A 21,832-nucleotide genomic window follows, 5' to 3' on the forward strand; every position below is an offset into this window, starting at 1 on the left:
GCCGGGGCCGGGCCGGCCGGCGCTGGCCCGCGCTGGACGCCGCGCTGCGCAACCCGGCCCCGGAGGAGCTGGAGCTGGACGCCGTGGGCGCGCACCGGGTCCGGCGCGACGGCGCGCCGGTGCTGCACGCCGCCGGCGTGGGGGTGCTGCTGCCCGGCTGGTGGCAGCGGCCGTCGACGCGACTCGGCGCCCGGTTGCAGGCCCGGGGGCGTACCGCCCCGGGCACCGTCGCCGGTGCCGCCGGCGGGCTCGGGCTGGACGCCCTGGTCGACTACCGGTGGGAGGTGGCGCTCGGCGACGAGACGCTGGACGCCGACGAACTGGCCGCGCTGGCCGCGCTGAAGACCCCGCTGGTGCGGCTGCGCGGCCGGTGGGTGGAGCTGGACCCGAAGCGGCTCGCCGCCGGGCTGCGGCTGCTGCGGTCCTCCGGCGAGCTGACCGTCGCCGACCTGCTCCGGCTCGGCCTGTCCGGGGCCGACCGGCCCGAGGCGCTGCCGGTGTTGGAGGTGACCGCCGACGGTCCGCTGGGCGACCTGCTCGCCGGGGAGGCCGAACGGCGGCTCACCCCGCTCGACCCGCCGCCGGGCTTCAAGGGCACCCTGCGTCCGTACCAGCGGCGCGGGCTGGCCTGGCTGGCCTTCCTCCAGTCGCTCGGGCTCGGCGGGGTGCTCGCCGACGACATGGGGCTGGGCAAGACGGTGCAGCTGCTGGCCCTGCTCGCCGGGGACCCGCCGGCGGCCGGGCCGACCCTGCTGGTCTGCCCGATGTCGCTGGTCGGCAACTGGCAGCGGGAGGCGGCGAAGTTCACCCCCGGGCTGCGGGTGCACGTGCACCACGGCGCGGACCGGGCGCGCGGCGCCGAGTTCACCGAGGCGGTGCACGCCGCCGACCTGGTGGTGACCACCTACTCGGTGGCGGCCCGGGACGCCGTCGCGCTCGCCTCGGTCGGCTGGCACCGGGTGGTGGTGGACGAGGCGCAGGCGATCAAGAACGCCTCGACCCGGCAGGCCGAGGCGGTCCGGTCGCTGCCCGCGCGGCACCGGGTCGCGGTGACCGGTACGCCGGTGGAGAACCGGCTGGCCGACCTCTGGTCGATCATGCAGTTCGCCAACCCGGGGCTGCTCGGCCCGGCCGCCAGCTTCCGGAAGGCGTACGCGGTGCCGATCGAGCGGCACGGGGACGCCGAGGTCGCCGCCCGGCTGCGCCGGATGACCGGCCCGTTCGTGCTGCGCCGGCTGAAGACCGACTCCTCGATCATCTCCGACCTGCCGGAGAAGCTGGAGATGGAGGTGCTCTGCAACCTCACCGCGGAGCAGGCCTCGCTCTACCGGGCCATCGTGGACGACATGCTGGCGAAGATCGAGTCCAGCGACGGGATGGAGCGGCGCGGCCTGGTGCTGGCCACCATGACCCGACTCAAGCAGGTCTGCAACCACCCGGCGCAGCTGCTGCGCGACGGCTCGGCGCTGCCCGGGCGCTCCGGCAAGCTGGAACGGCTGGAGGAGATCCTCGACGAGGTGCTCGCGGCGGGGGAGAAGGCCCTGCTCTTCACCCAGTACGCCGAGTTCGGCGGGATGCTGCGCGGGCACCTGTCGGCCCGGTTCGGCCGTGAGGTGCTCTTCCTGCACGGCGGGGTCGGCAAGGCGGACCGGGACGCGATGGTCACCCGGTTCCAGTCGCCGGACGGCCCGGCGATCTTCGTGCTGTCGCTCAAGGCCGGCGGCACCGGGCTGACGCTGACCGCCGCCAACCACGTCGTCCACGTCGACCGGTGGTGGAACCCGGCGGTGGAGGACCAGGCCACCGACCGGGCGTTCCGGATCGGCCAGCGTCGTCGGGTCCAGGTACGCAAGTTCGTCTGCGCCGGCACGGTGGAGGAGAAGGTGGCCGCGATGATCGCCGACAAGCGCAGCCTGGCCGCCTCGGTGGTGGGCAGCGGCGAGCAGTGGGTCACCGAGCTGTCCACCGCCCAGCTGCGCGAACTGTTCGCGCTGGAGGCCGGGGCGGTGGTCGAGTGACCGGCCCCGACCGCACGCCACCGCCCGGCGACCCGACGCCCGACGGCGACGCGGGCGCGGCCGGCCGGTTCGCCGACTTCGGACCACCCCGGCGGGTCGACGGCGGGCTGAAGGCGCGCAGCACCCGGGGCGCGATCGGCGTCTCCTGGTGGTCGCGGCGCTTCCTGGAGGTGCTGGAGTCGTTCGCCCTCGGCACCCGGCTGACCCGTGGCCGGTCGTACGCCCGCAAGGGCCAGGTGTTGCGGCTGGATGTGACGCCCGGCCGGGTCGAGGCCACCGTGCAGGGCTCCCGGGCCGAGCCGTACCGGGTCGGCATCGAGCTGCCGGTGTTCCCGGCGGCGCTCTGGGAGCGGGTCGAGCGGGACCTCGCCGCGCAGGCGTTCTTCAGCGCCCGGCTGCTCGCCGGTGACCTCCCGGCGGAGCTGGAGGAGGTGTTCGCCGACGCCGGCGCCCCGCTCTTCCCGAGCGGGGTGGCGGAGCTGACCCAGCGGTGCAGCTGCCCCGACTTCGCGGTGCCCTGCAAGCACCTGGCGGCGACCTTCTACCTGCTCGCCGAGGCGTTCGACGCGGACCCGTTCCAGCTGCTGCACTGGCGCGGCCGTGGCCGGGCCGAGCTGCTGGACCGGCTGCGTGCCCTGCGCGCCGGCGCGACCGACCCCGCCGGTACGCCGGTACCGTCCGGTCCGGACAGGGCGCCGGACGCGGCCGTCGCCGGCCCGACATCCAACGCGAAACCGGTCCCGGCCGCCGGGGCGGCGCGGGTGCTCGCCGGACTGCCCGCGATCCCGCTGGACGAGGCGGTGGACCGGTTCTGGCTGCCGCCGGTGCCGCTGCCGGACCGGCCGCCCACCCTGGCGACCGGCCCCGAGCTGCTGCTGCGGCAGCTCGGCGCGCCCGCGCCCGCCATCGGCGGCCCGGGTCTGCTGGAGCGGCTGCGCCGGGCGTACCGGACCTTCGGCCGGTCCTGACCCCGCCGCCCACGGCGGATCGTGGACAGTCGCTGTCCGCGGTGGACGCCGACCGCCCACGATCTCGTTCCGGGCGACGTGGCGCCGGTGCCGGGCCGTGGTGGCCGGCGGGTCATAGCCAGCGGCGGCGGAAGCGCCACATCAGGGCGGCGTTCGCCGCCAGTACGACGGCGCAGATCGCCCCGGCCATGCGTCCGGCCAGTACGGTCATCGCCGGCAGCGACGCCCAGAGCACGATCGTCAGGATCATCAGCCAGCGCCCGCGGCGGGCTCGCGCCCGATGGTCGAGTCTCGCGAAGAACTTCGGGTCGCTCTCCCGGAGCTGCCGGGTGATCTGTTCGAATCTGCGCTGATCCTCTTTGCTGAGCATGGCGATGCCTTCCCCTCACGGCTTCAGCGGTTCGGCGGCTTACCCGCTGTTGCGGCGGCTCAAGCCCTTCCGCTGCTGCCACTTTGCGCCGCGAGCGGGGTGGCGGGGACGCGGGTCAGGAACGGCTCAGCGCAGGCTTATCCCTCCCTTAAGTTCTGCTGTGCCCGTGAACGCGGCTAAAAGCGTCGCGTGGCCCGGAAACGTTACGTCCGGGCCCTGGAGGACCGAGCCGCCCCTGCTCCGGACGTCGGTGCCCGGCAGGGCGGAAACCGGGCCGCCGGAGGGCCCGCTGAGCGGTGTCTTAAGTGCCGTCCGGAGCCGCTGGTGAGCGCCTTGTAGGCCCCCCACCCCTTGGTTACCTTCCCGTAGCAACCCCCTCAGGCAACAGTCGCCGCACCCTCCGCCCCGCTCCGGTCGCAGCGTGTCGGCGCCTTGAAGAAATCGGGATTGGTGCATGGCCGACCAGAATGTGCCACCGCGCGGACCGTGGGAAGACCGCGGCTGGACCCCTGGACAACACCCCACCCCGGACGGACACCGCGACGTCCACCGCTCCACGCCGTACGCCGTGCAGTACCAGGGCCAGGTCGACCCCGGCCAGCCGCACGCCGGATACGCCACCCAGCCGGCCTCCCGCGGCCCGCAGTGGGTCGGCCCGGAGGGCCTGGGCCGGCAGTCGTTCCACCAGCCGGCCGGCACCGGACTGCCCCCACTGGACGACGGCGACCAGCCCGGCGGCCGGGTCGGCCGGCGGCGCGCCCTGGCCGCGATCGGCGGCACCGCCGCCGTGGTCGCCGGCGGCGCCGCCCTCGCCATGAACTCGTCGGTGCGCGGCTTCTTCGGCGGCGACGGCGCGGTGGCGGGCGACGCCACCGGCACCACCGTCACCGACGGCACCGCGGCCCGTCCCAGCGGGCAGCAGGCGAGCACGGTGCGCACCTACACCGAGCAGAACGAGAGCTACATGGGCTCCCGGGCCGGGGCAGCGCTGAAGAAGAACGCCCCCACCGGCGGCCGGACCTTCTCCGGCCCGGCCGCCGCCGCGGCGGAGACGCCGGTGACGGTGAAGACGGTGCTGGCCAAGGACCCGGTACGGCACCTCGCCAGCCGGGCCACCTTTGGCGCCTCGCCCAGGACGCTCGCCGACATCCGCCGGCTGGGCATCGACGGCTGGCTCCGTTGGCAGCTCGACCCGGAGAAGATCGCGCCGAGCCCGGCCGAGCTGAAGCTGGCCGAACTGCCCAGCCTCAAGCTGAGCCCGGTGCAACTGCGCGAGCGGCGCGACCAGCTCAACGACAAGGGCGTGCAGCCGGAGAAGGAGATGGTGGACGCCACCATCGCCCGCCAGATCTGGTCCGAGCGGCAGCTCTTCGAGGTGATGGTCGACTTCTGGAACGACTTCCTGCACGTCGCCGCCGACTTCGACGGCGGCGAGGTCTACCGCAACTCGTTCGACCGGGACGTCGTACGGGCCAACGCGCTGGGCAGCTACCCGGACATGCTGGTCGCCGCGAACAAGCACCCCGCCCTGCTGCTCTATTTGAGCCAGAACGACTCCCGCAAGGACGCCATCAACGAGAACCTGGCCCGGGAGAACCTCGAGCTGTACTCGGTGGGCGTCGACGGCGGCTACACCGAGAAGGACGTGCGGCAGGCGGCCATGCTCCAGACCGGCCGCGGTGTCCAGGACGGCAGGTACGTCTTCCGCGCCGACCAGCACTACCTCGGCAAGGTCAAGATTCTCGGCTTCAGCCACGCGAACGCCTCGGCGGACCCGAAGAAGGCCGACGCGGTCATCGACTCGTACCTCCGCTACATCGCGCTGCACCCGTCGACCGCCCAGTACGTGGCACGCAGCCTCGCCACCCGGTTCGTCTCGGACACCCCGCCGAAGTCCCTGGTGGACCGGCTGGCCAAGACGTACACGGTCAACAAGGGCATGGTGAAGCCGCTGCTGATGACGCTCTTCAGCTCCTCGGAGTTCTGGGCGGCGGTGGGGCAGAAGGTGCGCCGGCCGATGGAGTACCTGATCGCCACCTACCGGACGCTCAACGTCCGGCCCGAGGCGTCGCGGGGCTTCAAGTCCGACGGCGGGCGCCCGGCGTTCGCCCGGGGGCTGCGCCAGGTCCACGACAAGCTGCGCGAGCTCGGCCAGTACCCGATGGGCCAGCCCACGCCGGACGGCTACCCGGACGTCTACGTCGCCTGGACCTCGGCCGGCACCATGGTCAACGGCTGGAACGAGGCCGCCGACCTGCTCAACGGCTACCGCACCGAGTTCACCTACACCAGCGCGGAGAACCTGGTGGCGAAGCCGCCGGCGACCGCCGGGGCGTACGTGGACGCGCTCGCCCAGCGGCTGGTGCACCAGAAGCTGAGCGCCAAGGAGAAGGCGCTGATCCTCGGTGTCGCCGGCGTGCCGGCCGGCGCCAAGGTCGACGCGACGTTCAACGGGGCCGTCACCGCTGTCGCGCGGGCGATCCTCGCTTCCCCCCAGCACCACCTCCGGTGAGGCACCCGATGGAGAAGACTGTGCACTCGTTCCCCCTGCCTCCCGAATGCCCCGACCTGCGGCGGCTGGCCGACAACCCGGCCGAGGCGCTGCTGCGCGCCGAGGCCGACGTCGTCGCCGCCGAGAGCGCCGCCGAGGCCGACCGCTACCGCCGGCTGGAGGACCTGGAGGAGGCCCAGCAGGACGGGCGGGGGGTGACCCGGCGGACCTTCGTCGCCGGCGCCGCCGCCACCGCCACCGCGCTGGCCACCGCACAGTTCGTCACCACCTCGGCGTCGTTCGCGGCGACGAAGACCGGCACCCTGATCCACGTCTTCCTCTACGGCGGGCTGGACGGGCTCAGCCTGGTCGCTCCGGACAACGACCCGGTGCTGGCCAAGGCCCGGCCCGACCTGCTGCTCGGCAACGACTCGCTGGCCCTGGGCCGCGGCTTCAAGCTGACCAGCGCGTTCCAGCCGCTGGAGCAGTGGCTCAAGGCCGGCCAGCTCGGCTTCATCCCGGCGGTCTCCGACGAGCGGCTGTCCCGCAGCCACTTCCAGGCCGCGGACGCCTGCAACCTGGGCGGCCTGCCCAACGAGACCGGCGGCCGGGGCTGGCTGGACAGCCTGGTCGACGCCCTGGGCAAGGGCACCGCGTTCCGCAGCGTCGGCATCGGCAGCACGCTGCCCCGGTCGCTGGTGGGCACCAACGGCGCGCTGTCGATCAACAACGTCGGCTCGCTGCGGCTCAACGGCGACGAGAAGTACCGGGCGGCCACCGAGAAGGCGATCCGGGGCCTGTTCACCGGGATCAACCACCCCGTCCAGGAGGCGGTGCTCGACGGCATGGGCGCGCTGGCCACGGCGCAGCGGCTCGCGGCCAAGCCGTACCAGCCGGCGGCCGGGGTGGCGTACGAGGGCGTCGGGTCCGCGTTCCAGCAGCTCGCCCAGCTGATCAAGGGCGGGGCGAACGTCCGGGTGGCCACCGTCGGCATGGGCGGCTACGACACCCACGAGAACCAGGGCACCCGCGACGGCGGCCAGCTGCACCGGCGGCTCAACGAGCTGGCCAGGGCGATGGCCGCGTTCTTCACCGACCTCGGTGACCGGGCCGCCGACGTCACCATCATGGTGTCCAGCGAGTTCGGCCGCCGGGTCGCCTCCAACAGCGGCGGCACCGACCACGGCCACGGCGGGGTGGTCACCCTGCTCTCCGGCCGCAAGCTCGCCGGCTCGCTGCTCGGCACCTGGAACGGGTTGAACGATCTGGACAGCGGCGACGTACCTGAGTACAACAACATGTTCAACGTCTACGGAAGCGTGGCGCAGGGGCGGTTCGGCCTGACCAACGCCGAGGTGGACAAGATCTTCCCGAGGCAGAAGTACACCCCCATGAAGCTGTACGCGTGACGTACCAGGACACGTACGCCGGCGGCCGCCGTACCGGGAGCTCGTCCCGGCACGGCGGCCGTTCGGCTGCCCCCGTACCCCCGACACCGGCGCTGCCCCGGCGCGGGCCCGGCGGCCGACGGGCGGTGTCCGCGCTGTTCTGGCTCGGGCTGGTGGCCAGCGTGCTGCCCTGGTGGCTGGACACCCCGGCCGGCGCGCTGGCCGACACCGGCGATGTGCTCACCGCCGCCGGGCGGATCACCGGCCTGGTCGCCGGCTACCTGCTGCTGGTGCAGGTGCTGATGATGAGCCGCCTCGGCGTGCTGGAACGCTCGCTCGGCGGCGAGCGGATCTCCCGGCTGCACCGGGACGTCGGCGCCACCCTGCTCGTCGCGGTGCTCGCCCACATGTCGCTGCTGCTGGTCGCCTACGCCGAGGCCGACGAGCAGTCGGTGGTGGGCGAGGTGGGCGTGCTGCTGCGCGACTACGAGGACATGCTCTCCGCGTTCGCCGCCGCCGGCATCATGGTGCTGGTCGGCCTCACCGGCGTCCGGGCGATCCGCACCCTGCTGCCCTACGAACTCTGGTACCACCTGCACCTGACCAGCTACGCGGCCCTGCTGCTGGGCTTCGGCCACCAGTTCAGCAACGGCGCCCAGCTCTTCCAGCCCGGGCCGGTACGCACCGGCTGGATCGCCGCCTACCTGCTCGTGGTCGCCGCCCTGGTCTGGGGGCGGCTGGTCGCCCCGCTGCGCTTCAACCTGCGCCACCGGCTGCAGGTGGCCGACGTCGTCGCCGAGACCCCGGACACCATCTCGATCTACCTGACCGGCGCGCGGCTCAACCAGATCGACATGCTCGGCGGGCAGTACTTCCGCTGGCGGTTCCTCACCCGCGGCTGCTGGTGGCAGTCGCACCCGTTCTCGCTCTCCGCCGCCGCCAACGGCCGCTGGCTGCGGCTGACCGTCAAGGTGGTCGGCGCGCACACCGCCGACCTGCGCGATCTCGACCCGGGCACCCGGGTCTGGGCGGAGGGACCGTCCGGCACCTTCACCGCCGCGCACCGCACCCGGGAGCGCGCCCTGCTGATCGCCGGCGGCAGCGGCATCGCCCCGCTGCGGGCGATGCTGGAGGAGCTGCCGCCCGGCGCCGCGCTGATCTACCGCGCCCGCACCCCCGCCGATGTGCTGCTGCACCACGAGCTGGACTGGCTCGCCCAGGCCCGCCAGGTCTCCGTCTGGTACGTCATCGGCTCCCGCGACGACGCCGGCCCCCGCCAGGTGATGAACCCGGAGGGGCTGCGCCGGCTGGTGCCCGACGTGGCCCGCCGCGACGTCTACCTCTGCGGCCCGTCCGGGCTGGTCGAGGAGTCGGTGCGGATGCTGCGCGCCGCCGGCGTGCCGCGCCGGCAGATCCACCTCGCCACGTTCGAGCTGTAGAAAGGCACCCGACATGCGTCGCGCGATCCTCGCGATCACCGGTCTGGCCGTCAGCACCAGCGCCCTGGTGGCGCTCAAGGGCTCCCCGGGCGCCAGCCAGGTCGCCCAGGGCCTCCCGGCCGACCAGGCGTCCGTCGCCCCCGTGGCCGGCGACCCGGGCACGGCTGGCGGGGTCCGCCCGGCGCCGCGCCCCTCCGCCTCCGGACGCACCCCGGCGGCGCGCCCCACCTCCGGCGCGCCCCGCACCCCGGCCGGACAATCCACCACCGGCACCAGGGCCCCCGCCGCGCCGCGGACCACCACCGCCGCGCCGAAGCCCGCGCTGCGCACGGTGAGCGGCCCGACCATCACCTACGAATACGGTTCCCTGTCGGTGCAGATCACCCTCTCCGGCAGCCGGATCGTCAACGCCACGGGGATCGGCCTGCCGCAGAGCGGGCAGTCGGGCCAGCGCAGCGACGAGGTGCAGCGCACCTACAGCGGCACCAGCGGCGAGGTGGTGCAGCAGCAGAGCGCCGACCTGAACACGGTCAGCGACGCCACCGCCACCAGCGACGCGTACCAGCAGTCGCTCCAGGCGGCGATCGACCGGGCCGGCTGAGGTGCCGGTCTCGCCGGCCCGTCCCGGTCTGCGCCGGGTCGAGCACGTCATGGGTACGGCGATCAGCCTCGACCTGGCCGACGACCTGCCCGCCGCGACCCTGCACGACCTCGCCGAAAAGACCTTCGGCTGGCTGCGCGAGGTCGACGCCCGGTTCAGCACCTACCGCGACGACAGCGAGGTGTGCCGGCTGGACCGGGGCGAGCTGCGGCTGGCCGACGCGTCGGCGGACCTGCGGGCGGTGCTGGAGCGCTGCGCCGACCTGTGGGCCGCCACCGACGGCTACTTCGACGCGTACGCGACCGGCCGGCTCGACCCGTCCGGGTACGTCAAGGGCTGGTCGGCGCAGGTCGCCTCGGACCGGCTGGTCGCCGCCGGGGCGGCCAACCACTGCCTCAACGCCGGGGGTGACGTGGTGGTCCGGGGACTGTCACCGACCCGGGAGCCGTGGCGGATCGGCGTCGCCCACCCGTGGAACCCGATGGCCACCTGTCTGGTCCTCGCCGGCAGCGACCTGGCCGTCGCCACCTCAGGTGTGCAGCACCGGGGCCAGCACGTGCGGGACCCGCGCCGGGGCGAGCCGGCCCGGGGCCTGCGCTCGGTCACCGTGGTCGGCGCGGACCTGGGGGTCGCCGACGCGTACGCCACCGCGGCGGTGGCCATGGGCGAGGCCGGCATCGGCTGGCTGGACCGCCTCCCCGACCAGCTGCACGCGGTCGTCACCGACGACGGCCGCCTGCTGCACTCCACCCGCCTCCCGCTGACCGACTGACCGGCCCGGGTCAGCGGGCCGGGCGGGGGCTGCCGGCCGGACGGGAGCCGGCGGGGCGGGCGCGTTCCGGCCGGGAGCCGCCCGGGCGGGTGCCCGACCGGCGGCGCGACCGCCGGTGGTGCGGCGGCGGCTCGGCGCCGCCGGCGGGCCCCGTCGCGTCGTCCCTGGCCATCACGTACCCCTGCTCCCGGCGCGTCCGCGCCGTCACCGGTTCAACGACTCCGGCACCGGCGGGGACGCTGCCGGTCACCGATTCGCGGGTCAGTGACCCCGTCGGGGGAGCGGGAGCTGGCCGGGGAGCAGCTCCGGGGCGAGCGTCACCCCGGTGGCCCGCAGCGCGTCGACCAGGGTGTTCTGCAACAGGTACGAGTCGGGCAGCTGCCAGCGTGCCTGTTCCGGGGCGACCGCCCAGCGCACCGGACCCTCCGGCAGCCGGGTCGGCGGCGCCGCGATCCACGAGCCGGGCCCGTGGCGCACCACGTGGAAGCAGTGCTCCAGCTCCGGACGCAGCGGGTCGCCGGGGCGGACGAGGAACATCCAGCGGCCGGTCGGGGTCACCAGCACCGGACCCCGGACCGCGGCGCCGGCCGGATGGATCGGGAGCGCGTCGAGTACCCGCCGGCCGAGGTGGGCCGGCACCTCCAGCACGTCGAAGGCCCGGCCGGTGGGCAGCAGCACCGCGTGCGGCCGGCTGTGCCACCAGGTGGCCACCCGGGCCGGGTCGGCGCTGGCCGCGTGCTCCCAGTCCTCCAGGGCGGGGTGGCAGCCGACGGTGGGGCAGCCGGCCCGACCGCAGACGAAGCGGCTGCGGGCCAGGCAGGCGCCCGGGGTGACCTCCCAGCCGTGCATGGCGTACCGGACGGCGATCCGGCGCAGCCGGACCCGCTCGATCGGCGACAGCTGGGCGACCCGAGGTCCGACATTCCCCCACATAATCCGTGATCTCCCCTCGCCCCGACCGGACACCCCGTCAGGCACGTGTCGAACGCCGTCACTGCCGTAACCCACGCTCGTTGAGCGGTCGAACGGCCCCGTGCAACTTGCACGAAAGCTACGAGGACTGGCCGTATGGCCGACGTACAACCTGTGCGACCAGCGAAAACCTGAGACGGACGGAGCGCCGTACCCGCGGGGGACCGTCCGGGGATCCACCGGATGGGCGACGAGGGGGAGGAGCAAGAGGATGGACGAGCTACCCATAGGCCGGCGGGTGGCCTACTGGCGGGGCCGGCGCAAGATGTCGCAACAGGTCTTCGCCGACCGGCTGGGCAAGTCCAAGAGCTGGGTCGACAAGGTCGAGCGCGGGGTACGCCGGCTCGACAAGTTCTCCGTCCTCTACGAGATCGCCGACATCCTCCAGGTCGACGTGCAGCTGCTGCTCGGCAAGGATCCGGAGCGGCGTACCGACGCGCTCAACTGCATCGACCAGATCGAGGTGCAGGAGATCCGGGCCGCCCTGGAGCGGTACGACTCGATGAGCGCCTACTTCGACGCCGCGCCGTACCCGCCGCCGCTGGCCGACATGCGCAAGGCCGTCAACCACGCCTGGCTCACCTACCAGTACGGCCGCTACGGGATGCTGACCCGGGCGCTGCCGAAGCTGCTGCGTGACGCCCAGGCGGCCGACGCGGGCTACCGCGGCGACCAGGCGTGCGAGGCGGCCCACCTGCTCGGCCAGGTCTACCAGATCGCCTCCTCGGTGCTGCGCAAGCTGGGCGAGTGCGACCTGGCCTGGCTGGCCGCCGACCGGTCGATGGCGGTCGCCCAGCGGGCCGACGACCAGCTGCTGGCCGGCGTCGCCACCACCCGGGTCTGCAACGCCCTGGTCGCCATGGGCCGGGCCCGGCCCGCGCTGGAGCTGAACGTCACCATCGCCAACCGGCTCGCGCCGGGCGGGAGCAACGACGCCTCCCCGGACCGGCTCTCCGTCTACGGCATGCTGCTGCTCCAGGGCGCGATGGCGGCCGCCCGGATCGGCGACTCCGCCACCGTCGACGATCTGCTCAACGGCGCCCACGAGGCGGCCACCCTGCTCGGCAGCGACCAGAACCACTACTGGACCTCGTTCGGCCCGACCAACCTGGAGCTGCACCGCGCCGCCGCCGCGGTCGAACTGGGTGACGGAGGTCGGGCGGTGGAGATCCACCAGCGCCTCCCGGAGCCGGCGTTCAACGCGCTGCTGCCCGAACGCCGGGCGCACCACCTGCTCGACATCGCCCGGGGTTTCGCCCAGCTCGGCGACGTGGCCAACGCGGGCGAGATGCTGCTGCGCGGCGACCGGCTCGCCCCCTCGGAGATCCGCTGCCGGCCGATCGCCCACGAGGTGATGTCGGACGTGCTGCGTCGCACACGTGGTGCGCCGCCTCCGCCGATAGCGGAGTTGGCTGGGCACATGGGAGTCGGAGTATGAACACGGTGCCGGCCCGGGTGAGCGGCCCGCATCCGAGCAGCGAGCGCCGCGAGGTGCTCTACGTCATCGCCTGCGGTTCGCCGCTGGCCCGGCACGTCGGTCGCCTGGTCGACCTGGCCCAGCAGGACGGCTGGGAGGTCTGCCTGGTGACCACGCCCGACGGGGCGAAGTTCGTCGACCGGGCCGCGCTGGCCCGGCAGACCGGCCACCCGGTACGCACCCACTACAAGAATCCCGGCGACCCCGACCTGCTGCCCCCGGCCGACGCCATGATCGTCTGCCCGGCCACGGTCAACACGGTCAACAAGTGGGCGGCGGGGATCACCGACACCCTCGCCCTCGGCCTGCTGGTGGAGGGGCAGGGCATGGGGTTGCCGGTGGTGGCGGTGCCGTTCACCAACGCCGCGATGGCCGCCCATCCGGCCTTCCGGGCCGGCCTGGCCCGGCTGCGTGAGTGGGGCACCACGGTGCTCTTCGGCGACCACGTCTTCCCCCTGCACGCCCCGGGCACGGGGGAGCGGCACCTCCAGGCCTTCCCGTGGGAGGCGGCGGTGGCGGCACTGCCTGACCGGTCCCGCCTCACCTCGGCCGCCTGACGGTCCCGGCCGCATGGCTGGGCTGATCCACACCGTGTTGGCGACATGGCGGTTTCCGACCACCGCGTACCCCGCCACATCGCCGACCTGGAGTCGATCACGCCGGCTGTGCCGGGGGGACACGGGCGGCGGGCGAGGCCGTGGCGGCCCGTCCGCGCCGGTAAGCTGACCGGCCGTGAGCACAACCGCAGCCCCACCGACCGTCGCCGACGTGGTGGCGGTCCTGGAGCGCCGGTATCCGCCCTCCTGGGCCGAGGAGTGGGACCGGGTCGGCCTGGTGCTCGGTGAGCCCACCGCCGCCGTACGCCGGGTCGCCTGCGTGGTCGACGTGGTGCCCGAGACGGTCGCCGAGGCGCGTGCCGCCGGGGCCGACATGATCGTCGCCCACCATCCGCTGCTGCTGCGCGGCGTCTCCTCGGTCGCCCCGACCACGTACAAGGGGCGGATCGTGCACGACCTGATCCGGGCCGGCGTCGCCCTGTACGTCGCGCACACCAACGCCGACGTGGCGGCCCCGGGCGTCTCGGACGCGCTGGCCGCCCGGTTCGGACTGACCGGGCTGCGCCCGCTGCACCGCCCGTCGCCCGGCTCCCCGGCCGACGGTCCGGGCCGGGGCATCGGCCGGATCGGGGAGCTGCCCGCCCCGCTGACCCTGGCCGAGCTGACCCGGCACAGCGCCGCCGTGCTGCCCGCCACCGCCTGGGGAGTTCGCGCCGCGGGCGATCCCGCGCGTATCGTGCGTACCCTCGCGGTCAGCGGCGGCTCCGGCGACGCCTTCCTGGCCGAGGCGACCGCCGCCGGGGTGGACGCCTTCCTCACCGCCGACCTGCGGCACCACCCGGCGGGCGAGCACCTCGCCGCAGGTGGGCCCGCCCTGCTCGACGCCGCCCACTGGGCGACCGAACGACCCTGGTTGGACGACCTGGCCGCCCACCTGCGGGACGACCTCGGCGTCGAGACCGTGGTGTCCGACCTGGACACCGACCCCTGGACCGTGCACGCCGCCGCGCCCGTACTGGACGACAAGGAGCCCGACCGTGAAGGCTGAACCCCAGGTCCAGCGCCGCCTGCTCGATCTGCAGGCCATCGACACCTCCCTCGCCCAGCTGGCGCACCGCCGCCGCATCCTGCCCGAGCGGGCCGAGCTGGAGGGGCTGGCCCGTGAGTTGTCCGCGCTGGAGGACGAGCGGGTCCGCGCCCAGGTCGCCGTGGACGACCTGGACCGGGACATCGCCCGGCTGGAGAAGGACATCGACCAGGTCCGCGCCCGCAAGAGCAAGGACGAGGCGCGGCTGGCCGCCGGCTCCGGCCCGGCCCGCGAGCTGGAGGCGCTCCAGCACGAGCTGGTCTCGCTCAACCGGCGGCAGGGCGATCTGGAGGACGCCGAGCTGGAGCTGATGGAGCAGCGGGAGACCGCGCAGGGCGTGCTCGACGGCATCGAGGCCCGGATGGCCGAGGCGCGCGAGCGCCGGGCGGCGGCCGAGCAGCGTCGGGACGACACGCTGGCCGAGATCGCCAAGGAGGAGGAGTTCAAGAAGTCGGCCCGCAAGCCGCTCGCCGGCGACCTCCCGGCCGATCTGGTCACCCTCTACGACAAGGTCCGCGAGGACACCGGCCTGGGTGCGGCGCTGCTCACCGCCGGGCGCTGCGGCGGCTGCCGGCTGGAACTCTCCGGCGCCGACCTGTCCCGGATCCGCAAGGCGGCCCCGGACGACGTGGTCCGCTGCGAGGAGTGCCGACGGATCATGGTCCGCACCAACGAGTCGGGTCTGTAGCCGGTGGCGGTGCGCGCGGTCGTCATCGAGGCCGACGGCGGGTCCCGGGGCAATCCGGGCCCGGCCGGCTACGGCGCGGTGGTCCGGGACCCGGACTCCGGGGAGGTGCTGCTGGAGCGCTCCGAGGCGATCGGGGTGTCCACCAACAACGTCGCCGAGTACCGGGGGCTGATCGCCGGGCTGGAGGCCGCCGCCGAGCTGGGCGCGGCCGAGGTCGAGGCGCGGATGGACTCCAAGCTGGTGGTCGAGCAGATGTGCGGCCGCTGGCAGATCAAGCACCCGGGGCTGCGCCCGCTCGCCGCCCAGGCCGCCGCGCTGGTCGACCGCTTCGAGTCGGTCCGGTTCAGCTGGATCCCCCGGGAGCGCAACCGGCACGCCGACGCCCTGGCCAACGCCGCGATGGACGCCGCCGCCGGCAAGCCGCCCAAGCGCCCCGCCGTCGCCGAGCCGCCGCGCGAGGTGGCCGCCGCCGACTCGGCGGCCCGCGCCCAGGCCCGCGAGGTCGCCGCCCGCGCCGCCACCCGGACCGCCGCGACCGATCCGGCGACGATGAAGCCCTCCTGGGAGCCGCGGCCCAGCTTCACCGCCACCCGGCTGATCCTGGTCCGCCACGGCGAGACCGAGTGGACCGTGCAGCACCGCTACGCCGGCCGCGCCGACGTCCCGCTCTCCGAGCAGGGCCGGGCCCAGGCCCGGGCCACGGCCGCGCGGGTGGCCGAGCTGGCCCCGTCCGTCGCGGCCGTGCTCAGCTCACCGCTGTCCCGGTGTACGGCGACCGCCGAGGCGATCGCCGGGGCGCTCGGCGGCATCCCGGTACGCCCGCAGGACGACTGGATCGAGTGCGACTTCGGCGACTGGGACGGCAAGACCTTCGCCGAGGTGCGCGAGGGCTGGCCCGGTGAGCTGGACGCCTGGCTCGCCTCGACCCGGATCGCGCCGCCCGGCGGAGAGTCGTTCACCGTCGTCGCCGAGCGGGTCGACCGGGCGGTGGCGGCGCTGCGCGAGGCGTACCCGGGGGAGACCGTGGTGGTCGTCTCGCACGTCTCGCCGATCAAGCTGGCGTTGCGCGACGCCCTGGCGGCCGGCGACGCCTTCCTGCACCGGCTCTACCTCGACGCGGCCGGCATCTCGGTGCTGGACATGTGGCCCGACGGCGGCGTGGCGGTACGCAGCGTCAACGACACCGCCCACCTCGCCGCGCACTGACCGGCGGCGGACCGGCGGGTCAGCCGCGACCGGAGCGCAGCAGCCAGCGCATGAGGTAGAGGCACGGCAGCGCGACCGCCAGCCACATCAGGCCCACGGCGAGCCGGACCAGGCCCGGCAGCCCCGGCTGGAGGGCGAGGAAGCCCAGGCCGATGGTGGCCACGACGAGCAGGTAGCCGAGGATCGCCGCGTTGCGGCGTGGCGAGCGGGGTGGGCGGGTCACGGGCGGGGCGTCCCTTCGGTCAGCCGCGACACCAGTCGCAGGGGGTCGCGCAGCACGTCACCGACGGCGTGGTCGCCGATCCGCAGCGAATCGAGCAGCTCCTGGCGGGCCTCGTCCACCTGTCGGCCGGCCGCCCGGATCGTCTCGGTGACCAGCTCGCCGAGGGTCAGGTTGTCGACGGTACGGCGGGCCCGGGGGTCGATGCGGATGTCCAGCAGCTCCCGCGCCCCGGACATCTCCACGGTGACCTCGCCGTCGGGCGAGGAGACGACGTGCCGCCGGTGCGCGGCCCCCTCGGCGAACTCGACCGCGGCGGTCATCGCCGAGGTCATCTGCCGGGCCAGGGCGTTCAGGTCCGGTCGTTGCATCAGCCCACCGCCCCGGTGCCGCGGAGGAACTCGTCGAGCGCCTGCCGGGGTGCGGGCGGCTGGTCGACGCCGTCGTTGCCGGTGATCTCCCGGATCCGGTCGGTGAGGGTGGTCGACAGCCGGGTCTGGGCCTGGCGTACCGCCTCCAGGCAGGCGGCCCCGAGCTGGTCGGCGTCCAGGTCCCGGACGGCCTGCGGGCTGAGGTAGACCTCGGCCACCTCGCCGTCGCCGGTCACCCGCGCGGTCACCGTGCCGGTGGCGTCACTGGCCTCGACGCTCTCCTCCCGCAGCGCCGCGATCCGGGCGGCGAGGCCGTCGACCCGCTCCCGGACCGCGCGCAGCGACGGGTCGGAGTAGCCCTGGCGGCGCGCCTCGTCCGCCGCCGCCGCGATGGCCTCCGCGTCCGCGTTCACCGCCGCACCCACTCGGCCGGATCGCCGATGACGATCTTCAGGGACTCGGGCAGCCGGATGCTGGCGGTGTCGATCCGCCCGCTCCGGTCGGCGAACTTGTTGGCCAGCTCGTCGTTGGCGTCGCCGAGGGTCTTGGCGGAGAGCCAGACCGTCATCACGAAGCCGGCCAGCAGGCCGATCACGGCGACCGCGAAGGCCGCCCAGGAGGCGAAGATGCCGATCTTGACGGCCGGCGAGACCGGGCCGGCGGCGTTGGCGGCCACGGCGGCGACGGCGGCGCTGACCGTGGCGACCAGGAACGCGCCGAGGGTGGTGATCACGCCGGCCGCCAGCTGCGCGCAGTACGAGTCCATCAGGGAGCAGGTCTGCGCCAGTCGCTCCAGGGCCGGCAGCAGATCGCCGGTGGCGAACGCGTGGAACTGGGTGGCCGCCGAGTCCTGCCAGAACCCGTCGACCTTCTCGATCTGGCTCAGCAGTTGGGCGTGCATGCTGTCGTACGCGTTCTTCAGCTCGCCCCAGGTGCCGGAGTTGCTGATCCACGGCTCAGGATCCACGACGTTCGGCATCACCAGCAGCCCGGTCAGGGCGGCCGCCGCCATGCCGGCCCCGGAGGGCTCCAGCGCGACGATCAGGCCGCTGGTGGCGGCGACCACCAGCCCCCGGATCAGCAGTGTGTCGAACGCGTCGCTGTCGGTGTCGGTCCAGCCGCCCTCGTCCCAGCCCGCCGGCATCCGTCCCCCTCGGTCAGTCGTGACTGCGCTGGAAGCCGGCCGCCTGGTCGGCCTCCAACTGCTCGTAGTGGCCGGCGACCCGGTGCAGCGCCGTGCCGATCGCGTCGAAGGTGTCGCGCAGCGCGGTGCTCACCGCGCCCACCGCGGCCAGGGACTGCGCGTAGTCGTCCGCCGCGGACATCGCGAAGAGCGGGAAGGCCCCCTGCGGCAGCTCCAGCCCGGCCAGCGTCGGGCGGGTCTGCTGGTCGAGCTCGTCGGCGTACGTCGAGAAGGAGGAGCCCAACGCCCGCATCGCCTCGGTCGCGTACAGCGACATCCTGCACCACCCCCGTGTCAGCGCGTGAGGCCCCAGGCTAGCGGCGCGCGGCCCGCCCGGCTGCCCCGTCCAGGGCCGGGCACGTCATTCGGCGCAGCGGACTTGCCGCTCGGCGCAGGGTGCGACGACGAGTGGCGTGACGGCGGTCACAGGGTGGTTAGCCTCCGCGCGATCACACCGACCCACGACCCTTCGGAGACGCAGATGAGTGATCCCGGAACACCACCGGCCGAGCCGGGACCGGATCCCACGGCGGGCACGGCGTCGTCCAGGGCGAAGGACCACAGTCCCTGGAACTGGCTGCTCTTCGTCCCGATCCTGGTGCCGCTGATCCCGGCGTTCTTCAACGCTGACTCGCCCCGGCTCTTCGGCTTCCCGCGCTTCTACTGGCTGCAACTGGCCTACATCCTGCTCGGCGTGGCCACCACGACCCTGGTGTACCAGATGACGAAGAAGCGGGGTGGTCGGTGATGTGGCGTGACCATTTGACCGAGATCATCGTCTTCACGGTGCTCTTCCTGCTGGTCAGCGCGATGGGCTTCGTCGCGGCCCGCTGGCGGGCGCCGCGGGACATGGCCCACCTCGACGAGTGGGGGCTGGGCGGGCGCAACTTCGGCGGCTGGATCACCTGGTTCCTGGTCGGCGGTGACCTCTACACCGCCTACACCTTCGTCGCGGTGCCGGCGCTGGTGTTCGGCGCGGGCGCGATGGGCTTCTTCGCCGTGCCGTACACCATCGTCATCTACCCGCTGGTGTTCCTGGTGCTCTGCCGGCTCTGGTCGGTCTCGCACCGGCACGGCTTCGTCACCCCGGCCGACTTCGTCCGGAACCGGTTCGACTCGCCGGTGCTGGCACTGCTGGTCGCGATCACCGGCATCGTCGCCACGATGCCCTACATCGCGCTGCAACTGGTCGGCATCGAGGCGGTGTTGAAGACGATGGGGGTCACCGGGGAGAGCACCCTGGCCCGACACCTGCCGATCATCATCGCCTTCGCCATCCTGGCCGCGTACACGTACCAGTCCGGGCTGCGGGCGCCGGCGCTGATCGCCTTCGTCAAGGACACGCTGATCTACATCGTGATCCTGGTGGCGGTGCTGTACCTGCCCTACAAGCTCGGCGGCTGGGGCGAGATCTTCGACGCGGCCGACGCGAAGTTCAAGGCGTCAGCGGCGCCGGGCGACGGCATCCTGCTCAACGCCAACAACCAGCTCCAGTACATCACGCTGGCGTTCGGCTCGGCGCTGGCGCTCTTCCTCTACCCGCACAGCATCACCGGCGTGCTGGCCAGCCGGAACCGCGACGTGATCAAGCGGAACATGTCCGCGCTGCCGGCGTACAGCCTGCTGCTCGGGCTGATCGCGCTGCTCGGCTTCATGGCCATCGCGGCCGGGGTGAAGCCGCTGCCCGGGGCGACGGCGGGGAGCGTGGACAGCAACACGGTGGTGCCGGTCCTCTTCGACCAGCAGTTCCCCGACTGGTTCGCCGGGGTCGCGTACGCGGCCATCGGCATCGGCGCGCTGGTGCCGGCGGCGATCATGTCGATCGCGGCGGCGAACCTGTTCACCCGCAACATCTACAAGGAGTATCTGAAGCGGGACGCCTCCCCGGCGCAGGAGGCGCAGGTCTCGAAGGTGACCTCGCTGCTGGTCAAGGTGGGCGCGCTGGCGTTCATCATCTTCCTCGACCCGCAGTTCTCCATCGACCTCCAGCTCATCGGCGGCGTGATCATCCTCCAGACGCTGCCGGCGGTGGCGCTGGGCCTGTACACCCGCTGGTTCCACCGCACCGCGCTGATCGCCGGCTGGGCGGCCGGCATGGGCATGGGCATGTGGATGCTCTACCAGATCGCCAACCCGGTGACCGGGAAGAAGCACTTCGCCGGCTCGGCCTTCCCGCTGTCCGAGTTCGGCTTCGACACCAAGAAGACGATCTACGTGGGCATCGTGGCGGTGCTGGTCAACCTGGTGGTGGCCGCGCTGCTGACCCTGGTCCTGCGGGCTGGGAAGGTCACCGACGGGGTGGACCACACCACGCCGGACGACTACTTCGCCGACGAGGGCGATCCGCGGGTCACCCCGGGCACCGAGAGCGACGCCGACTCGGCCCGCGAGCCGGTGGCGTAAAGGTCGGCCCGCCCCCGGGTGCCCGCTGCGGTGGGCACCCGGGGGTCCCGCGGCCGGCCGCTGTGCCGAGACGCCACGGAGCTGATGACGTGAACGGATCGGTGGCGACGCCCGGCCGCTGAGTCGTTCACGTCATCAGCTCCTGCATTTTTCCGCCGCCCGTCCTCGCCGGTGCGCGGCGCGAGGTGGCTTCGCTCAGCGGCGGCGGTTGCGGGCGCTCAGCGCCTCGTTGAGCCGGCCCAGCAACCGCGCCAGGGTGTCCCGGTCCTCGGTGTCCCAGTCGCCGAGGATGTCGCCGTAGAGCCGGGTGCGCGCCGCCCGCACCGCCGCCATCCGTTGCAGGCCGGCCGCGGTGGGGGAGACCACCGTGCCGCGTCCGTCCGCCGGGTCGGGGGCGCGGGTGATCAGCCCGTCGCGTTGCAGGGCCGAGACCTGCCGGGTGACCGTCGAGCCGTCCAGGTTGAGCTGCGCCGCGAGCGCGGAGACGTTCTGCGGGCCGGCCGCGTCCAGGTGCCGCAGGATCACGTACGCCGCCCGGTCCAGCACCCGGTGCTCAGCGGTGCCGGTGGCCCGGCGGGTCGCCTCGCCCAGACGCATCAGCAGGGCCACCTCGGTCTCGATCCGGCCGAGGGCGGCCTGGTCGTCCGCTCCCATGCGCTGGTCGTCGCTCATAGCTGTATCATACAAACAGAACTACCTGTACGATACAGCTATCTGGGCGGCGGAGTGGATCGGCGTACCGAGATCAGCGCAGCGCCCGCCAGAGCAGGTACAGGCCGATCACCGTGCCGAAGGCCACGATCAGCATCTTGAGGAGCACCGGCGGCAACCGGCGGACCAGCCGCGCCCCGGCGTACCCGCCGACCAGCGTGGCCGGCGCGACCACCGCGACCGCCGCCCAGTTCACCGGCCCGAAGAGCGAGAAGACCGCCACCGTGGTCAGCCCGACCAGCGCCGAGAGCAGGTTCTTGATCGCGGTGACCCGGGCCAGCGTCGCGTCCAGCACCAGGGCCAGGCCGGCGACCAGCATCACCCCGAGGGCCGCGCCGAAATAGCCGCCGTACACCGCCCCCAGCGCGACCATGGCCTGCACCGTGACGGTACGGCGGCGCGGCGACAGGTCGCGCGGATGCCCGACCAGCGCGCGCAGCGGATCCTGGAAGGCGAGCACCGCCGTCGCACCGAGCACCAGGAACGGTACGACCACCTCGAACGTCCGGGCCGGGGTGGCCAGCAGCAGGAGGCAACCGACGATCGTGCCGACGACCGTGGCCGGCACCAGCGTCGCCAGCGAACGCCTCGGCGGCAGGTCGACCCGGCTGCCCGCCACGCTGGCCAGGTAGCCGGGGCAGACCGAGACCGAGTTGGTGACGTTCGCCGGCACCGGCGGCAGGCCCACCGCGATCAGCGCCGGGAAGGTGATCAGCGAACCGCCCCCGGCCGCCGCGTTGACCGTGCCCGCGGCGAGACCGGCGGCGAGCAGCAGCGCGGCGTCGGAAAGATCCATGGTGATCCGAGGCTAGTACGCGCCGCGCGGCCACCGCGCCCCGACCACCCCGCCCGTGCGCGGGTGCGGTTGGCGGCGTGTCGCGGTGTCCCGGCCCCTTGGACACCGCGACAC

Annotated in this window: 23 protein-coding genes; 14 read left to right on the top strand and 9 right to left on the bottom strand. The window is 73.7% G+C overall.

Annotated elements, in window-relative coordinates:
- Both KBX37_RS26660 and KBX37_RS26665 read left to right on the top strand, forming a co-directional pair.
- Positions 1 to 2,018: DEAD/DEAH box helicase (locus tag KBX37_RS26660; protein WP_210778641.1), on the top strand; the 2,018-nt coding region annotated here is incomplete at its 5' end.
- A complete protein-coding gene (locus KBX37_RS26665) occupies positions 2,015 to 2,986 on the top strand; it encodes an SWIM zinc finger family protein (RefSeq protein WP_210778642.1) in 972 nt (323 codons plus the stop codon). The genes KBX37_RS26660 and KBX37_RS26665, both read left to right, overlap by 4 nt.
- Positions 2,987 to 3,098: 112 nt before the next feature.
- Here the strand turns inward: KBX37_RS26665 and KBX37_RS26670 are convergent, their stop codons facing one another.
- Positions 3,099 to 3,356, bottom strand: a complete 258-nt coding sequence (locus KBX37_RS26670; protein ID WP_179801196.1) for a DUF3040 domain-containing protein — start codon at positions 3,354 to 3,356, stop codon at positions 3,099 to 3,101.
- A 454-nt stretch (positions 3,357 to 3,810) separates the two neighbouring features.
- On the opposite strand from KBX37_RS26670, the gene KBX37_RS26675 reads away from it, so the two are divergent.
- Genes KBX37_RS26675 through KBX37_RS26695 form a run of 5 tightly spaced genes read left to right on the top strand, consistent with a single transcriptional unit; the run spans position 3,811 to position 10,047 of the window.
- Positions 3,811 to 5,868 (top strand): DUF1800 domain-containing protein, encoded by a 2,058-nt coding sequence (locus tag KBX37_RS26675; protein WP_210778643.1) that lies wholly within the window; start codon positions 3,811 to 3,813, stop codon positions 5,866 to 5,868.
- An 8-nt stretch (positions 5,869 to 5,876) separates the two neighbouring features.
- Complete coding sequence (locus KBX37_RS26680) at positions 5,877 to 7,256, top strand: DUF1501 domain-containing protein (RefSeq protein WP_210778644.1); 1,380 nt, start codon at positions 5,877 to 5,879, stop codon at positions 7,254 to 7,256.
- Positions 7,253 to 8,674 carry a ferric reductase-like transmembrane domain-containing protein gene (locus KBX37_RS26685; protein WP_210778645.1) on the top strand — a complete coding sequence of 474 codons (1,422 nt, stop codon included), beginning with the start codon at positions 7,253 to 7,255 and terminating at the stop codon, positions 8,672 to 8,674. The genes KBX37_RS26680 and KBX37_RS26685 overlap by 4 nt, the downstream gene beginning before the upstream one ends.
- Positions 8,675 to 8,687: 13 nt before the next feature.
- Complete coding sequence (locus tag KBX37_RS26690; protein WP_210778646.1) at positions 8,688 to 9,275, top strand: FMN-binding protein; 588 nt, start codon at positions 8,688 to 8,690, stop codon at positions 9,273 to 9,275.
- 49 nt (positions 9,276 to 9,324) lie between these two features.
- Positions 9,325 to 10,047 carry an FAD:protein FMN transferase gene (locus KBX37_RS26695; protein WP_210778647.1) on the top strand — a complete coding sequence of 241 codons (723 nt, stop codon included), beginning with the start codon at positions 9,325 to 9,327 and terminating at the stop codon, positions 10,045 to 10,047.
- A gap of 261 nt (positions 10,048 to 10,308) precedes the next feature.
- Here the strand turns inward: KBX37_RS26695 and KBX37_RS26700 are convergent, their stop codons facing one another.
- Entirely contained in the window at positions 10,309 to 10,980 is a 672-nt protein-coding gene (locus KBX37_RS26700) for a bifunctional DNA primase/polymerase (RefSeq protein ID WP_210778648.1), read from the bottom strand.
- Between the two features lie 250 nt (positions 10,981 to 11,230).
- Here KBX37_RS26700 and KBX37_RS26705 point away from each other — a divergent pair, with 250 nt between their 5' ends.
- The 5 genes from KBX37_RS26705 to KBX37_RS26725 all read left to right on the top strand — a co-directional run bounded on the left by KBX37_RS26705 (position 11,231) and on the right by KBX37_RS26725 (position 16,034).
- The gene (locus KBX37_RS26705) at positions 11,231 to 12,457 is read left to right on the top strand and encodes a helix-turn-helix domain-containing protein (RefSeq protein WP_210778649.1); all 1,227 of its coding nucleotides are present in this window, start codon (positions 11,231 to 11,233) and stop codon (positions 12,455 to 12,457) included.
- Complete coding sequence (locus KBX37_RS26710; protein WP_210778650.1) at positions 12,454 to 13,053, top strand: flavoprotein; 600 nt, start codon at positions 12,454 to 12,456, stop codon at positions 13,051 to 13,053. The genes KBX37_RS26705 and KBX37_RS26710 overlap by 4 nt, the downstream gene beginning before the upstream one ends.
- A gap of 175 nt (positions 13,054 to 13,228) precedes the next feature.
- The gene (locus KBX37_RS26715; RefSeq protein ID WP_210778651.1) at positions 13,229 to 14,101 is read left to right on the top strand and encodes a Nif3-like dinuclear metal center hexameric protein; all 873 of its coding nucleotides are present in this window, start codon (positions 13,229 to 13,231) and stop codon (positions 14,099 to 14,101) included.
- The gene (locus KBX37_RS26720) at positions 14,091 to 14,828 is read left to right on the top strand and encodes a zinc ribbon domain-containing protein (RefSeq protein WP_210778652.1); all 738 of its coding nucleotides are present in this window, start codon (positions 14,091 to 14,093) and stop codon (positions 14,826 to 14,828) included. Before KBX37_RS26715 ends, KBX37_RS26720 begins: the two co-directional genes overlap by 11 nt.
- A 3-nt stretch (positions 14,829 to 14,831) precedes the next feature.
- Positions 14,832 to 16,034 carry a bifunctional RNase H/acid phosphatase gene (locus tag KBX37_RS26725; RefSeq protein WP_210778653.1) on the top strand — a complete coding sequence of 401 codons (1,203 nt, stop codon included), beginning with the start codon at positions 14,832 to 14,834 and terminating at the stop codon, positions 16,032 to 16,034.
- A 19-nt stretch (positions 16,035 to 16,053) separates the two neighbouring features.
- On the opposite strand, the gene KBX37_RS26730 is transcribed toward KBX37_RS26725, so the two are convergent.
- Genes KBX37_RS26730 through KBX37_RS26750 form a run of 5 tightly spaced genes read right to left on the bottom strand, consistent with a single transcriptional unit; the run spans position 16,054 to position 18,085 of the window.
- Positions 16,054 to 16,257 (bottom strand): hypothetical protein, encoded by a 204-nt coding sequence (locus KBX37_RS26730; protein ID WP_210778654.1) that lies wholly within the window; start codon positions 16,255 to 16,257, stop codon positions 16,054 to 16,056.
- Positions 16,254 to 16,625, bottom strand: coding sequence for a YbaB/EbfC family nucleoid-associated protein (locus KBX37_RS26735; RefSeq protein WP_210778655.1), 372 nt, complete (start codon positions 16,623 to 16,625; stop codon positions 16,254 to 16,256). Before KBX37_RS26735 ends, KBX37_RS26730 begins: the two co-directional genes overlap by 4 nt.
- Positions 16,625 to 17,038, bottom strand: a complete 414-nt coding sequence (locus KBX37_RS26740) for a YbaB/EbfC family nucleoid-associated protein (RefSeq protein WP_210778656.1) — start codon at positions 17,036 to 17,038, stop codon at positions 16,625 to 16,627. The genes KBX37_RS26735 and KBX37_RS26740 overlap by 1 nt, the downstream gene beginning before the upstream one ends.
- Complete coding sequence (locus tag KBX37_RS26745; protein ID WP_210778657.1) at positions 17,035 to 17,769, bottom strand: hypothetical protein; 735 nt, start codon at positions 17,767 to 17,769, stop codon at positions 17,035 to 17,037. Before KBX37_RS26745 ends, KBX37_RS26740 begins: the two co-directional genes overlap by 4 nt.
- A gap of 13 nt (positions 17,770 to 17,782) precedes the next feature.
- Positions 17,783 to 18,085, bottom strand: a complete 303-nt coding sequence (locus tag KBX37_RS26750; protein WP_210778658.1) for a hypothetical protein — start codon at positions 18,083 to 18,085, stop codon at positions 17,783 to 17,785.
- Positions 18,086 to 18,289: 204 nt separating this feature from the next.
- On the opposite strand from KBX37_RS26750, the gene KBX37_RS26755 reads away from it, so the two are divergent.
- Both KBX37_RS26755 and mctP read left to right on the top strand, forming a co-directional pair.
- A complete protein-coding gene (locus tag KBX37_RS26755; protein WP_210778659.1) occupies positions 18,290 to 18,556 on the top strand; it encodes a DUF3311 domain-containing protein in 267 nt (88 codons plus the stop codon).
- Entirely contained in the window at positions 18,556 to 20,211 is a 1,656-nt protein-coding gene (mctP, locus tag KBX37_RS26760; protein WP_210778660.1) for a monocarboxylate uptake permease MctP, read from the top strand. Before KBX37_RS26755 ends, mctP begins: the two co-directional genes overlap by 1 nt.
- A 195-nt stretch (positions 20,212 to 20,406) precedes the next feature.
- Here mctP and KBX37_RS26765 read toward each other — a convergent pair whose 3' ends face one another.
- Together KBX37_RS26765 and KBX37_RS26770 are read right to left on the bottom strand one after the other, a co-directional pair.
- Positions 20,407 to 20,883 (bottom strand): MarR family winged helix-turn-helix transcriptional regulator, encoded by a 477-nt coding sequence (locus KBX37_RS26765; RefSeq protein ID WP_247658976.1) that lies wholly within the window; start codon positions 20,881 to 20,883, stop codon positions 20,407 to 20,409.
- A 73-nt stretch (positions 20,884 to 20,956) separates the two neighbouring features.
- The gene (locus tag KBX37_RS26770) at positions 20,957 to 21,718 is read right to left on the bottom strand and encodes a sulfite exporter TauE/SafE family protein (RefSeq protein WP_210778661.1); all 762 of its coding nucleotides are present in this window, start codon (positions 21,716 to 21,718) and stop codon (positions 20,957 to 20,959) included.
- Positions 21,719 to 21,832: the final 114 nt, after the last annotated feature.

The sequence above is a fragment of the Micromonospora sp. U56 genome (genome assembly GCF_018070095.1).
Taxonomy (GTDB): Bacteria; Actinomycetota; Actinomycetes; order Mycobacteriales; family Micromonosporaceae; genus Micromonospora; species Micromonospora purpureochromogenes.